Genomic DNA, 13,827 nt, shown 5'->3' with positions numbered 1-13,827 from the left:
GAAGATGGTCGGGGAGACAGGATTCGAACCTGCGACCCTCTGCTCCCAAAGCAGATGCGCTACCAGGCTGCGCCACTCCCCGCCTTCGCCTAAGGCTTCGGCGGGCAAGCCCGCCAATCCATCGCCTGCATCAAACCAGGCTGGCCTGCCAACCGAGGCTTTGGCGGCAAACCGCCAGGCCCGCGCCCTATACCAACCCAGGCTGGCCTGCCAGCCGAAGCTCCGACAGGAGCGAAGGCTGGTGGGCCCGGAGGGACTCGAACCCCCAACCTAGCCGTTATGAGCGGCCGGCTCTACCATTGAGCTACAGGCCCCTGCCAAGCGTGCCCGCGCGATAGCGGAGCAGGGCGCGGCTTGGCAAGCTATCCTGCGAGCGGCCCCGCCCTTTTCGCGGCGGCGAGGATTTCGTCGAGGGAAGCGGGCGCGATTCCCAGCCGCGCGAGATGGTCGAATATACCGTCCCACCAGGCGTGGAAAATGTCGAGGTCGGCCTGATCGCGAACATAGGGCGTGTGGCCGGGCTCGACCGACGGCGAATGGAAGGAAATGGAGAAAAGCCGAACGCCGTCATCGATCATCACGTCGATCGCGCTCGTTACTTCCGCCAGCGTCATATCCTCGGGCGTCAGCGCGACCCGCTGGAGCAGGCCGCTGCGGGCGAGGGCGCCGCGCATATGGGGTATCCGCCCGGCGGCCCGGTAAAGCCCCCTGCCCTTGCGTCGCAGCGGCCCGACATAAGCCGCGCCCAGCGGGACTTCGAGCAGCGCGCCGTCGCCGATCCTGTAGGGAAGAGGCTTCACCGCGCTGAAATCCGGCCCGCTTTCACCGCTATAGTCGAACAGCGCCCGCACCGAGACATCGGCCTCATAGCCAAGGTCGCGGAGGATCCCGGCGGTGTTCGGCCCGACCCCATAGCGGCCTGCGCGATAGACGATCGGCCGCCGCCCAAATCCCTCCTCGATCGTCTCGGTCAGGACGGTGAGCTTGGCCCGCTCAAGCGCTTCGGGGAGGTTGCCGGCGTAGCTGTTGGCGCCGCCGACCCGCTCCTCGAAAGGCGGATTGACCCAGGGATGGAGCTGGGTTCCAACCGCGCATTCGCCATCTTCCTGAAACTGGCGCAGCATGGCGACGCAGCGGTCGTCCGTCGCGATCGGATGATCGACCAGATAGACGGGCCGCACATCCTGGCTTTTGAAGCGGCGATGGATGTCCGGCAGCGATTCCGCCGACTTGGTGGAGCGCGATTCCCGGCTCAGCGGCCGGGTCCAGTCGAACTCCTCCTCGGTGTCCACGAACACGGCGAAACGGCGCCCGAAATCCTCGGGCAGCTCCAGATAGCAGCTCTCGTGCGGCGGCCGGTCGAGCCTGCCGCAGGCGGCCCAGTCGGTGAGGAAGCCGGCCGGCACCGTGCCGGTCAGACGCTCTGGCCGGTGGACCGCTCGGCGGCATCGACTGGCGGGAGATAGAGCGAGAAAAGTTCGCGGCCGATGACAAGTCCGCCCCCGACCGCCTCCGCCAGGTTGCGAACCAGACGGAGCGCGAAGCCGAGGCCGAGCGCCGGCGCCCCGGGCCAGTCTCCGTCCGGGCTGTAGCCGGGATCGAGCAAGGCCGCTTCGTCGAGCCCGTCGATCGTACGCGGACGATCGATCGAAAGGCACAGCATCGACGCGGGCCCGAGCCGACCCATGGTCATGGTCGCGGAGATGGTCTCGCCTTCCTGCGCAAGGCCGATCGTGGCGGCGAGCATGCGCGCGAACATGCGCTCGGCCGCGTCCAGTTCGACCCGGGCCAGGGGCAGGTCGCGCGCGATCTCGATGGCGATGCGAGAGTGACGCTGGCTCGCGACGCGCTCATAGGCGTCGTGGAGACGGCAGAGCAAAGCCACCGCATCGACCGAGCTCTCCTCCAGATTGAGGCGGCTCGTCTCGATCCGCGCGGCGGTGTCGAGGTCGTCGACCGCCGAAAGGAGGCGGCTCGCTTGCTCTACGATCTCGCCGGCGCGCGATCGATAACTGATTCCGGCCGGTCCCATATACTGGCCGTCGATCATCTCGGCAAAGCCGACAATGGCGTTGAGCGGGGTACGCAGCTCGTGGATGAGCTGGCGCAGGGAATCGGCGGGTAGGTCGGTGCCGAACAGGCCTCCGCCATCCGCCCGGGACGATTGGGTGCGGGCGACCTCGTCAACCCGGGGCCGCCGGGCGCCGCCGCGATAGCCAAGAAAGCTGCCGGTCGCGGGATCGAAGAAGGGGACGCCCGAAATGCGCCAGTCCCCCGCCGCCGGTCCGGAGCCGGCGACGCTGAAGCGCGCATCGCGGAACGGCGACCTCTTCTCGAACGCGCCGGCGGCCTGCCCGTCGACGCCGTGATCGCCTCGCCCGGCGATGCTGGAGAGGCTCTGGCCCACAAGCGGCCCGCGTGGCGCCGCCTCGACCCAGATGATGACGCCGTCGGCGCCGGTCTCCCAACGGAAGCTCTCGACCGGGCCTGACGCCTCCGGCGCGGGCAGCGGCGCGGTCGCCGCGCGATGCTTGCGGAAAGCCTCGATGCGGGCGACTAGGTCGCGTATCTGCGCCTCGCCTTCCTCGGCGGCGGGATTCAGCGCCGGCCCTTCCCCGACCGCGGGAGCCGAAACGGCGCCGGCGATCACAAAATCGCTGGAACCGAAGCTGGTCAGCGCCTGCATCACCCGGGGGTCGAGATCACGGCGGTGGCGGACCAGAGCGCGCGCCGTCGGCGTCAGCATGGGGAGGAGATCGAGCCACTCGTCGCGATCGAGGCGGGCGCCGGCGATCAGCGGCGCCGCGACCGAGGCATGGTCGCTCGCGAAGAAGGCGAGCAGATCGGGCGAGACGCCACGCCCGGCGAGAGACCGGGCAATATCTCGGCGAACCGATGGGTCGATATCGTCGCGATGGTCGGCGAGCCAAGCGAAGGCCTCGTGAAGCGGCCTGCCCCCCTCGCCTTCGCGGCGCTGGGCGAGGAGATCGACGAGCTGACGCCATTTGACGGCGCGCGCGGCGGCGCCGGTCGCGGGCAGCGCCATCACGGTCTCGATTCTATCGTCGAAACGCACGCCTCGTCCCCAATCCGCGAGACGCCGGCCCCGGCTGGATCTCACGCATCGTCGTTACCGCGCGGAGGCCGGATCAGGAAGTGCGAAATACGGGCGCGTCGCAATATGGGACGACGCGTCGCGTCGCGACCGACCATGTGAAAAGGGCGCCGACTTTCGTCGACGCCCTTCCCTTGCGTGTTGCTTCGGTCAGGCCGACTGGCCGAGCCAGACCAGCCAGTAACCCGCAATATCGGCGCGGGGTCCGGTAACGGCCTTGAAGGCCGCTTCGGCCTCCGCCTTCTGCCCGGCGAGCGCGAGCGCCATGCCGAGCCGGGTATTCGCCAGATTGGCGTCGATCGATCCCTTCTGGAGCGCGGCGCGGTAGAGGGCGGCCGCCTTGGCATAATCGCCATAGCCGTAATAAGCGTCACCGGTGGTCAGCGCCGCCTTGCCGGTGGCCGCCGCCATCGCGGATTTTTCGAGGCCCGGAAGCGATGCCTTGTCCTCGGTGATGCGGCCGCTGGCGAGAGCGTGGAGTTCCTTGAAGCCCGCCTCGGACAGATTGACCTGCCTGGCGGCGGCGCCCTCGTCGAGCACGGCCTTGGTTTCACCCGGCAGGCCGCCATCGTTGAGCGCGTCCGCGAGTTCGAAATAGTTGCGCTCACCCTGCAACGCCTTGGTCACGCGCATCAGCCGCAGGACGTCCAGGTTCGCGTCGCCGGCGGGATTCTTCATCTCGCGATAGATGGTCAAAGCGTTCCGCCAGTTTTCGGCGCTGGGATAGGCGGCGACCAACTCGCGACTGAGTTCGATGCTGTTCGGCGACTGCGCATCATAGGCTAGGCCGAGCGCCTGCTTGTAGAGTTCCTCCGAGACCGGCTGGTTGGCGGCCTTGGCCGCGGCGATCTGCTGCTGGAGCACCGCCGCAGCTTCGGCGGGATTGCTCTGCGCGAGCGCCGCCGCGAGATTGTTCGCCGCGTCCTTGTTCCCCGGCTGCAGCTCGACCAGTTTCTTGAAGGCGGCCGCGGCGAGATCGTATTTCCCGGCATTGTAATGGATGCCGCCGAGATTCTGGTAAAGCGCGGGGAGCTCCGCGGCGGTCGCGCCGCCGCTCTGGATCATGGCGTCGATCGCGGCGAGCTTCAGCGCGTCGTCATTGGCCTTGATCGCATGGGATAGCTGGAGCTGCGCAAGGACGTAGCGGTCGTCGGTATTCTGCACGGCCGCCTTCGCGGCCGCCAAGGCGGTCTGGTAGCCGGCTTCGTCACCCGCATTGAGAGCCTTCTGCACCGCCGCGAGCGCCGGCTGCCCTTCCTTGCTGAACTTGAACTTGCGGGCCGAAGCCTCGGATTCTTCCTGGGCGGCCGCGGTGGAAGGAGCGACGGCCATGGCGCCGCCCAAGGCGAGCGCGACGCCGAGCGCGAAGGTCGAGATGGATTTCATGGGTTTTTCTCCTGTAGCGTTCGTGAGTGTAGCGGGATCAGCCGCGCTGCGCGAGCCAGAGCAGCCAGAGGGAAGCGAGGTCGGCCCTCGCTCCGGTCACCGCGCGAAGAGCGGCTTCGGCCTCGACCTTCCGGCCAGCCATTCCCAGCGCCATGCCGAGGCGGGTGTTGGCGACGTTGGCGTCGATCGATCCCTTCTGGATCGCGGCGCGATAGAGTTCGGCGGCCTTGGCATGGTCGCCATAGCTCAGGAAAGCATCGCCGGCGCTCAGCGCGGCGGCGCCGGTGGCGGCCGCCATGGCCTTGGTTTCCAGCCCCTTCAGCGCCCCGCGCTCGGCGGCGGCCTTCTTGGAGGCGGTCGCCATCAGCGCCTTGAAGCTGCCCTTGGCGGGATCGATCATCTTCTTCGCGACACCCTCGTCGAGCACGGCCTTGGCCTCGCCCGGCAAGCCGGCGTCGAGAAGCGCCTGGGCCACGGTTTCATAGTCGCGTTCGCCGGCGAGCGCGCCGGCGCTACGCAGCAGGCGCAGCAGGTCGATGGTGGCGGCGGGGTCCAATTGTCCCAGATCGCGGCGGATGAGCAACGCGTCGCGCCAATTCTCGGCGGTCGGATAAGTGGCGACGAGACCCCGGCTCAGCGCGATGCTCTGCGGCACCGCCCGCGCGTCGAAGGCATGTTTGAGGCCGCGCCTGTACCAGGACTCGGGAACCGGCTGGTTGGCGGCCGTCCGCAGGTCGATGGCGCGACCGATGAGGGCGACGGCCTCAGGCGTCTTCTTGCGAAGGTTCTTGGCTTCGGCCAGCGCCAGCAACGCCTCGGGGTCATTCGGGGCGGCCTCTACCCAGCGCGTGAAGGAGGCTTCGGCATCCTTATATTCGCCGGCGCTCATCGCCAGCGCACCCTGGCTCTTGTAGAGCTGCGGCATGTCCGCCGCGGGCACGGCACCGCTCGTGATCATCGAATCGATCGCGGTGGTCTGAAGGCCGTAGCTGCCGGTTTCGACGCCGAGGCGGAGCTGGAGGGCGGAGGCGAGATAGCGGCTATAGCCCGATCGCGCGGCCGCCTGGGCGGTGGCGAGCGCGGCGGTCGCGGCGGGATAGTTCCTCGCATCCAGCGCGGTCTTGAGCGCCTGCAGCGCTTCGCGCTCCTGCTCGCCGAGGCTGATCTCGGCGGGCTGCTGGGCGAAACCCGGCGCGCCTATCGATACTCCGCCGAGCGCCAGGGCAAGGCCGAGCGCGATGCTGGGAACCGAATTCATATGCGTGGAGCCTCCTGTTAGCCGCGGGATCGGGCGCGAGCCCGTATCGCCGGGAAGGCGAGCTTCTATCGCCAATCGCACCTCCTTTCTAGCGCCGTTGCGCTGAACGGGGCTTGAACTGCAACTATCGGCGGAGGCAGGAGAATCCGGCGCGCCGGGGAAGGTTTGACCCGGCCCGCCGCCGCCTCTAACGGGCGAGGCCCATGCTCGCCATCCTGTCGCCGGCCAAATCGCTCGATTACGAACGGCCGCTCCCGCTCCTCCCCGTCACCGAACCGGCGTTCGACGCGGACGCCGGCGCGCTCGCCGCGTCCGCCGCGAAGCTGAGCGCGAACAAGCTGCGCGCCCTGATGGGGATTTCGGACAAGCTCGCCAGGCTCAACGTCGATCGCTTCCGCGGATTTAAGGAAGCGCCGCGACGCCCGGCCATCCATGCCTTCGCCGGCGACGTCTATGTCGGCTTCGAGGTCCGCAGCCTGGACGATGAGGCGCTTCTGTTCGCCCAGGACCATGTCCGCATCCTCTCCGGCCTCTACGGCCTGCTTCGACCGCTCGATGCAATCCGGCCCTATCGGCTGGAGATGGGCACACGCTGGGCGCCCGGGCGGGCGAAGAACCTCTACGGCTATTGGAAAGACCGCATCGCGCGGCGGCTGGAGCAGGATCTCGAGGAATCGGGGCATCGTGTCATCGTCAACCTGGCGAGCAAGGAATATTGGCGCGCGGTGGAGGGCCGGCTCCATTCCAATATCGGCGTCATCGAGATCGATTTTCGGGAGCAAGGGCCGAACGGGCTCCGCTTCAACAGCTTCGAGGCCAAGCGCGCCCGCGGCATGATGGCGCGCTACATTTGCGAGAACCGGCTGTCCGATGCGGAGGCGCTCAAAGGCTTCGACATCGACGGCTACGCCTACGACCCCGTTCACAGCGACGCGAAACGCTGGCGCTTCAGCCGAACCTGACCCTCGCCATGAATGAACGAGCGGCGTCCTCGCGTACGCGCGTGTGCGCCCGCGCGGGGGTGGCGCTGGGCGGTTCCATCGGCTAGAGACTCGCCATCCCCCAAAGCGCGAGAAGCGCTCCATTCTGACAGCTCAGGAATTCCCATTGGCCAGCGCACCGCCGACCATCGAAAACAGCGACATCACCCCGATCTCGATCGTGGAGGAGATGAAGACCTCCTATCTCGATTACGCGATGTCCGTGATCGTCAGCCGCGCCTTGCCAGACGTGCGCGACGGCCTGAAGCCGGTCCACCGCCGCATCCTCTACGCCTGCAGCGAAGGCGGCTTCGTTCCCGGCCGGCCCTATCGCAAATGCGCCAAGATCGTCGGCGACGTGATGGGCAATTACCACCCCCATGGCGACGCCTCGATCTATTTCGCGCTCGCTCGCTTGGCCCAGGATTGGGCGATGCGCGTCACCTTGATGGACGGCCAGGGCAATTTCGGGTCGATGGACCCCGATCTTCCGGCATCGATGCGCTACACCGAGGCGCGGCTCGCCAAGGTCGCGATGAGCCTGCTCGAGGATATCGACAAGGACACGGTCGACTTCGCTCCCAATTACGACGGCTCGCGCGAAGAGCCGACCGTGCTGCCGGCCCGCTTCCCGAACCTGCTGGTCAACGGCGCCGGCGGCATCGCCGTGGGCATGGCTACCAACATACCGCCGCACAATCTCGGCGAGGTGATCAGGGCCTGCAACGCCTATATCGACAATCCCGCCATCACCGTCGACGAGCTGATCGAAATCATCCCCGGCCCCGATTTCCCCACCGGGGGCCTGATCCTCGGCAGCCACGGGGCGCGCTCGGCCTATCATAGCGGTCGCGGCTCGATCATCATGCGCTCGCGCCACGTCGTCGAGGAAGGCCGCGGAGACCGCCGGTCCATCGTCCTCACCGAGATTCCCTATCAGGTCGGCAAGAACGGCCTGGTCGAGAAGATCGCCGAGGCGGCCAAGGACAAGCGCATCGAGGGCGTCTCCGACATCCGCGACGAATCGAGCCGCGAGGGCGTCCGCGTCGTCATCGAGCTCAAGCGCGACGCGACCCCCGAGGTCGTGCTCAACCAGCTCTGGCGGCACACGCCCGCGCAATCCTCCTTCCCCGCCAACATGCTCGCCATCCGCGGCGGCCGGCCCGAGACGCTCAACCTTCGCGACATCATCGAGGCCTTCGTCAAGTTCCGCGAGGAAGTGATCACCCGCCGCGCCAAGTTCGAACTCGCCAAGGCGCGCGACCGCGCCCACATCTTGCTCGGCCTGGTCATCGCCGTCACCAATCTCGACGAGGTGGTGCGGATCATCCGCGCCTCCGCCTCCCCCGCCGAGGCGCGCGCCGCTTTGCTCGCCCGCGAGTGGCCGGTGGCGGAGATCGCCGCCTACATAGCTTTGGTCGAAGCGGTCGAACATGAGGTCGAAGGGTCGACCTACCAGCTCAGCGACATCCAGGTCCGCGCCATCCTCGAGCTTCGGCTCCACCGCCTCACCGCGCTCGGCCGCGACGAGATCGCCGGCGAATTGCGCCAGCTCGCCACCTCGATCGGCGAATTGCTGGAAATCCTCGGCAACCGGGTCAGGCTCTATCAGGTGATGCGCGAGGAGTTCGAGCAGATCGAGGCCGCTTACTCGACCCCGCGCAAGACCCAGATCGCGCCCGCCGCCGACGGCATCGACGACGAGGACCTGATCGAGCGCGAGGACATGGTCGTGACCGTGACTCACGGCGGCTATATCAAGCGCACCCCGCTCGACGCCTTCCGCACCCAGAATCGCGGCGGCAAGGGCCGCGCCGGCATGGGCACCAAGGAGGAGGACGCGGTCACCAAATTGTTCGTGACCTCGACCCACACGCCGGTCCTGTTCTTCTCGACCGCCGGCAAGGTCTATCGCCTCAAGGTCTGGCGTCTTCCCGAGGGCGCCCCGCAGGCGCGGGGCCGGCCGATGGTCAATCTGCTGCCGCTCGCCGACGGCGAGACCATCTCCACCGTCCTGCCGCTGCCCGAGGATGAAAGCGAGTGGAAGAATCTCCACGTCGTGTTCGCGACCGCCCATGGCAGCGTCCGCCGCAATTCCATGGACGCTTTCGCCAACGTGCCCTCCAACGGCAAGTTCGCGATGCGTTTCGACGAGGACGCGGCCGATCGCTTGATCGGCGTCGCCTTGCTCACCGAGGAGGACGATGTCCTCCTCGCCACCCGCAACGGCAAGGCGATCCGGTTCGAATCGACCGCGGTCCGCGAGTTCCAGAGCCGCACGTCGACCGGCGTGCGCGGCATTACGCTCAAGGACGGCGACGAGGTCATTTCCCTGTCGATCCTGGGCGGATTTCCCGCCACCCCGGACGAGCGCGAAGCCTATCTGCGCGCCGCGCCGTGGAAGGAGAATGAGAATGAGCCCACTCTGCCCCCGGAAAGAATGCAGGCATTCGCCGAAGCCGAGGAGTTCATTCTGACCGTCACCGCGAACGGCTATGGCAAGCGTACCTCGGCTTATGAATACCGCCGGACGAATCGGGGCGGCCAGGGCATCACCAACATCGTTGCCTCGGATCGAAACGGGCCGGTCGTTTCCAGTTTTCCGGCGCATCCCGGCGAACAGCTGATGCTGGTGACCGATCAGGCGAAGCTCATTCGCACCAGCGTCGGGAGCATCGGCCGGACGCCGCTCGGCCGAAACACCCAGGGCGTCACCATCTTCCGCGTCGCCGAAGGCGAACACGTCGTCTCCGCCGCCCGTATCGAAGAGAGCGAGGCCGAGGCCGAGGCCGAGTTGGGCGACGGCGAAGGCACCAGGCCCGCCGAGGGCGTTGCGCTGGACGATGGAACCGGACCGGAAACTCTGGACGAGCGGATCGAGGAGGAGCCGGGCGACGAGGACTGATCCGGCCAAGCCCCAGGGGCCGCGCTGTCGCTCAAAGCAGCTTGACATCGATCGTTGTCATCGGCTATTTCTGTAATTACAGAAAGGACGGCAATGTCGCTTCTCGATCATCCGGATGCCAAGGCGTTCATACTGCACTGGGGAGAGATGGGCACCCAATGGGGCGTCAACCGATCGGTTTCGCAGGTGCATGCTCTTCTCTACTTGTCCGACCACCCGATCCCTGCGGATGACATCGTCGACCAGCTTGGTCTCGCGCGGTCCAACGTTTCGACGGCGCTCAAGGAATTGCAGGGCTATGGCATCGTCCGGCGCGTCCATGTGGAGGGCGACAGGCGCGACCATTTCGTCGCGGAAACCGATCTTTGGGACATGCTTCTGCGCATCGCGGCCGAGCGCAAGCGCCGGGAGATCGACCCGACGATCGCGCTTCTGAGCGAGTTGGCCACGCGCCTGGCGCGGGATGAATCCGCCCCGCCACACGTGCGCGAACGGGTCACCCGCATGTACGAATTCATCTCCACGCTCGGCAATTGGTATGAGCAGGTCCGGAGCCTGCCCAAGCCCACCCTCGTCACTCTCATGAAACTCGGCGGCAGGGTCGCGCGCTTCGTCGCCCCGGGCCGAGCCAAATCCAAGCAGGATTAGGAGGACGCCATGTCATGTCCGCCCTGAATTGCGCCATATATCTTCTGGATTTACAGAAACAACAGGAACGAAAGGTAGTATAATGACCGAGATTTCCTATCTTCTCTATCTCGCGATCACCATCGCCATCACCGTCTGGGTCGCCCGCACGCTCTCCAAGAATGGCGAGGTTTTCCTCGTCCAGTGCTTCGGCCACGATGAAGTGCTCGCGCGCTCGACCAATCACCTGCTCGTGGTCGGCTTTTACCTCGTCAATATCGGCTTCATCACGCTTACCCTGAGCATCGGCGCCGAGCCAACGACGATGCCCGAAGCCATCCGCTTCCTCAGCGGCAAGGTCGGATCGGCGGTCCTCGTGCTGGGCGGAATGCACTTCTTCAACATGGCCGCGATCTCCCATTTCGGCCGGAAGGTGAACGGCTGGCTTGACGACCGACAGGCGGCTGTTCCCGCCTCATAGTGATACGGGGCGGGCGCTTCCCGCGCCCGCCTCTCACCATTCCGGGAGAACATGATCATGCAAAGAACTGGATCGATCCGAACCGGCGTCATGCTGGCATCGATCGTTGCGGGCCCGGTCTTTATCGTCAGCGCTTACGCAGCATCGCTCTATCTGACGATCCCGGCGCCGGTGGTTCTGGACGCAAACAAAATCATTGCTTTTGCGCTCGTTGCTGTCCCGGCGATAGCATTGGGCTTCATTATCGCGCTGGTACCCAATTGCGTGGGCGCGGCTCTCATGACGGCGCTCGCCGAGCGCGTAGAGTTCGCCCGCCCGCCGCTTGTGTGGACGATCGTCGGTGCGGGCATAGGCATGGCGCTGGCTCTCGTCTTCAAAGTCTATCCCACCGAGCCGGAACTGGCATTCGGCTTGACAATCGCCTCCGCGATCTCGGCGCGCCTGTGTCGGACGTCCCTCGACTGGGATGCCGCGCTCTGACATCTATCCCGCCGGACTGGCTCGGTCTTTCAGTTCTCAACCGCGAAAGCTGTATTTCCGGATCGGCTCCCACGGACCGTTCCGATAGCGCCAGGACGCCAGCGCGACGATGCTGAGCGGCCGCGGCTCGAAGATCGCGCGCAGACTTGTCTGGAGCTGCTTTGCCTCACCCGGATCGACCTTGTTCTGGATGGTGACGTGCGGCCGCCACGGCGCCCGGTCCTGCGGCGTCAGCAGCCCCCGAAAGGCCTCGGCAAGATCGGCGCGGATATCCTCCAGCATCGCGCTCTCGACGCGAAGGGCGGTGCCGGCGCCGAGATCGATCACCCCCGCCAGCTGCGCGGCCGGTCGCGGCGTCGCCGCATGGACGGCAAGGCGGCCACCAAGCTCCGCTTCGATGCTCGGCGGCAGGTGATGGAACAGGGTCAGATGCGCGGGCACGCGGTTGCGCTCCGGCGGATAATGGGTCCGGCGCAGATGCTGCAGCCAGCCATTGTCGCCGTCGCCGAACAAAGCGGTGACGAGGATGGGAGTGTTTTTGTCAGTCAAAGCCCGCACCGGCCGTAACCAGACACCACTCAGATCTCCACTTGGCTGCCGAGCTCGACCACCCGGTTGGGCGGCAATTTGAAGAATTCCATCGCGCTTTCGGCGTTGCGCAGCATCCACGCGAACAATCGCTCGCGCCACACCGCCATGCCCGGCTTGTTCGAGGTGAGCAGGGTCTGGCGCGCAAGGAAGAAGCTGGTGTCCATCATCCTGAATTCCGGCCCGCAGCTCTCGACCCGCGCCAGCGCCGCCGGCACGTCCGAATCCTGCATGAAACCGTAGCGCAGCACCAGCCGGTAGAAGCCGCTGCCGAGGCTGGTCAGCTCGACGCGCTCCGCCTCGGCCACGAACGGCTCGTCCTCGATCCGAACGGTGAGCAGCATGACCCGTTCGTGCAGCACCTTGTTGTGCTTCAGATTGTGGAGCAGCGAATGCGGCACGCCGTCGGGCGAGGTGGTCATGAAGACGGCGGTGCCCGGCACGCGGGTGGCGCTGCTCGCCGCCGATTTGACGAATATCTCGACCGGCATCGAAGCCTCGCGCATCCGGGCGAGCATCAATTGCCGCCCCCGCGCCCAGGTGGTCAACAGGGTGAAGACGACGAGGCCGACGAGCAATGGGAACCAACCCCCGTCCGGCACCTTGGTGAGGTTGGCGGCGAAATAGGCGCCGTCGACGATGAAGAACACCGCCAGCAGCGGGATCGCCAGCCACGGCTTCCATTTCCACAACGACAGCAGCACGATGGCGAGCAGACAGGTGTCGATGAACATCGCTCCGGTGACGGCGATACCGTAAGCGGCGGCGAGATTGCTGGAATTGCCGAAGGTGAGAACGAGGGCGATGACCATCACCATCAGCGCCCAATTGACGATCGGGATATAGATCTGCCCGGCCGCGGACGCGCTGGTATGGAGGATGCGAAGACGGGGGACGAAGCCAAGCTGGATCGCCTGCTGGGTGACGGAGAAGGCGCCGGAAATCACAGCCTGGCTGGCGATGATCGTCGCCAGGGTGGCGATGATGACGAGCGGCAGACGAAACCAATCCGGCGCCAGCATGAAGAACGGATTGCTGATCGCCTCCGGATCCCCGATCAACAGGACGCCCTGCCCCAGATAATTCAGCATCAGCGCCGGCAGCACGAAATAGAACCACCCTCTCTGGATCGGCTTGCGGCCGAAATGGCCCATATCCGTATAGAGCGCCTCGGTGCCCGTCACGGCCAGCACGACCGAGCCCAGCGCCAGGAAGGCGAGCCACTTGTCCATCAGGAAGAAGTTGAAGGCATACCAGGGGTTCAGGGCCAGGAAGATCGTGGGGTCGCGGAGCACGCTCATCGTGCCGAGCACGGCCAGCGTCAGGAAGTACACGCTGACGACGGGCCCGAACAATGCCCCCACCCGGGCGGTGCCGTGGCGCTGGATCAGGAACAGGGCGATCAATATGCCGATGGCGATCGGTATGACGAGCGGCTCCAGCGAATCCTGCACCACCGTCAGACCCTCGACCGCCGACAGCACCGAGATAGCGGGCGTGATCATGGAATCGCCGTAGAAGAGCGCGCAGGCGAAGACGCCCAGCAGGACGATGCCCGCCGTCCAGCGCTTCTCGCGCCCTATCTGGCGGGAGATCAGCGCCAGCAGCGCCAGGCTGCCGCCCTCGCCCTTATTGTCGGCGCGGGTGAGGATCATGATATATTTGACCGTCACGACCAGCATCATCGACCAGAAGATGAGGCTGAGGACGCCGTAGATATGGAGTCGGTCGAGAGTCAGCGGATGCGCGCCGGCGAAAGTCTCGCGAAAGGCGTAGAGGGGACTGGTGCCGATGTCGCCGAACACGACGGCCATCGCGCCCAGCGTCAGCTTGGCGAGGCTGGCCTGATGCTGCCCATGACCGGCTGGACGCGAGTCTGGGAGATCCGATGCTGCGGCGGTGTCGGTCATTTCCAGGCGGACGCGAAGCGCCCAGCAATCCCTTGTTCAACGTCGCCGGCACGGCCAGAGCCGCCGCGCTTAGCATGGCGGCCAAGCGCTCGGCAAT

General features: G+C 66.2%; 11 protein-coding genes and 2 tRNA genes. 5 read left to right on the top strand and 8 right to left on the bottom strand.

Translation table 11 applies throughout. The features are described 5' to 3' along the window. Window positions 1-5 precede the first annotated feature (5 nt). From ACFQRC_RS00895 to ACFQRC_RS00870, 6 genes are all read right to left on the bottom strand, one after another. A tRNA-Pro gene (locus ACFQRC_RS00895) sits at window positions 6-82 on the bottom strand. Window positions 83-239: 157 nt separating this feature from the next. Next, window positions 240-314 (bottom strand) — tRNA-Ile (locus tag ACFQRC_RS00890). Between the two features lie 48 nt (window positions 315-362). Next, the gene (locus ACFQRC_RS00885; protein ID WP_379956781.1) at window positions 363-1,406 is read right to left on the bottom strand and encodes a polysaccharide deacetylase family protein; all 1,044 of its coding nucleotides are present in this window, start codon (window positions 1,404-1,406) and stop codon (window positions 363-365) included. A gap of 8 nt (window positions 1,407-1,414) precedes the next feature. Continuing rightward, window positions 1,415-3,076 (bottom strand): histidine kinase dimerization/phospho-acceptor domain-containing protein, encoded by a 1,662-nt coding sequence (locus tag ACFQRC_RS00880; protein WP_379956779.1) that lies wholly within the window; start codon window positions 3,074-3,076, stop codon window positions 1,415-1,417. Between the two features lie 189 nt (window positions 3,077-3,265). Then, entirely contained in the window at window positions 3,266-4,501 is a 1,236-nt protein-coding gene (locus tag ACFQRC_RS00875; protein WP_379956777.1) for a tetratricopeptide repeat protein, read from the bottom strand. A gap of 37 nt (window positions 4,502-4,538) precedes the next feature. Continuing rightward, complete coding sequence (locus ACFQRC_RS00870; protein WP_379956775.1) at window positions 4,539-5,759, bottom strand: hypothetical protein; 1,221 nt, start codon at window positions 5,757-5,759, stop codon at window positions 4,539-4,541. A gap of 203 nt (window positions 5,760-5,962) precedes the next feature. On the opposite strand from ACFQRC_RS00870, the gene yaaA reads away from it, so the two are divergent. The 5 genes from yaaA (at window position 5,963) to ACFQRC_RS00845 (ending at window position 11,232) form a co-directional block, all read left to right on the top strand. Further along, on the top strand, window positions 5,963-6,721 hold the full coding sequence (yaaA, locus tag ACFQRC_RS00865; RefSeq protein ID WP_379956773.1) for a peroxide stress protein YaaA: 759 nt from the start codon (window positions 5,963-5,965) through the stop codon (window positions 6,719-6,721). A gap of 145 nt (window positions 6,722-6,866) precedes the next feature. Further along, window positions 6,867-9,644, top strand: coding sequence for a DNA gyrase subunit A (gyrA, locus tag ACFQRC_RS00860; RefSeq protein WP_379956771.1), 2,778 nt, complete (start codon window positions 6,867-6,869; stop codon window positions 9,642-9,644). 93 nt (window positions 9,645-9,737) lie between these two features. Beyond that, a complete protein-coding gene (locus ACFQRC_RS00855; RefSeq protein WP_379956769.1) occupies window positions 9,738-10,292 on the top strand; it encodes a GbsR/MarR family transcriptional regulator in 555 nt (184 codons plus the stop codon). Between the two features lie 82 nt (window positions 10,293-10,374). Continuing rightward, window positions 10,375-10,752, top strand: a complete 378-nt coding sequence (locus tag ACFQRC_RS00850) for a hypothetical protein (protein ID WP_379956767.1) — start codon at window positions 10,375-10,377, stop codon at window positions 10,750-10,752. Window positions 10,753-10,803: 51 nt separating this feature from the next. After that, entirely contained in the window at window positions 10,804-11,232 is a 429-nt protein-coding gene (locus tag ACFQRC_RS00845) for a hypothetical protein (protein ID WP_379956765.1), read from the top strand. A gap of 36 nt (window positions 11,233-11,268) precedes the next feature. Here the strand turns inward: ACFQRC_RS00845 and ACFQRC_RS00840 are convergent, their stop codons facing one another. Both ACFQRC_RS00840 and ACFQRC_RS00835 read right to left on the bottom strand, forming a co-directional pair. After that, the gene (locus ACFQRC_RS00840; protein WP_379956763.1) at window positions 11,269-11,781 is read right to left on the bottom strand and encodes a 2'-5' RNA ligase family protein; all 513 of its coding nucleotides are present in this window, start codon (window positions 11,779-11,781) and stop codon (window positions 11,269-11,271) included. A gap of 29 nt (window positions 11,782-11,810) precedes the next feature. Continuing rightward, a complete protein-coding gene (locus ACFQRC_RS00835; protein ID WP_379956761.1) occupies window positions 11,811-13,730 on the bottom strand; it encodes a potassium transporter Kup in 1,920 nt (639 codons plus the stop codon). Between the last annotated feature and the right edge of the window lie 97 nt (window positions 13,731-13,827).

The organism is Enterovirga sp. GCM10030262, assembly GCF_042666435.1.
Lineage (GTDB): Bacteria > Pseudomonadota > Alphaproteobacteria > Sphingomonadales > Sphingomonadaceae > Allosphingosinicella.
Note: the sequence above shows the minus strand (reverse complement) of the source record. Positions and strands in the feature narration are given on the sequence as shown.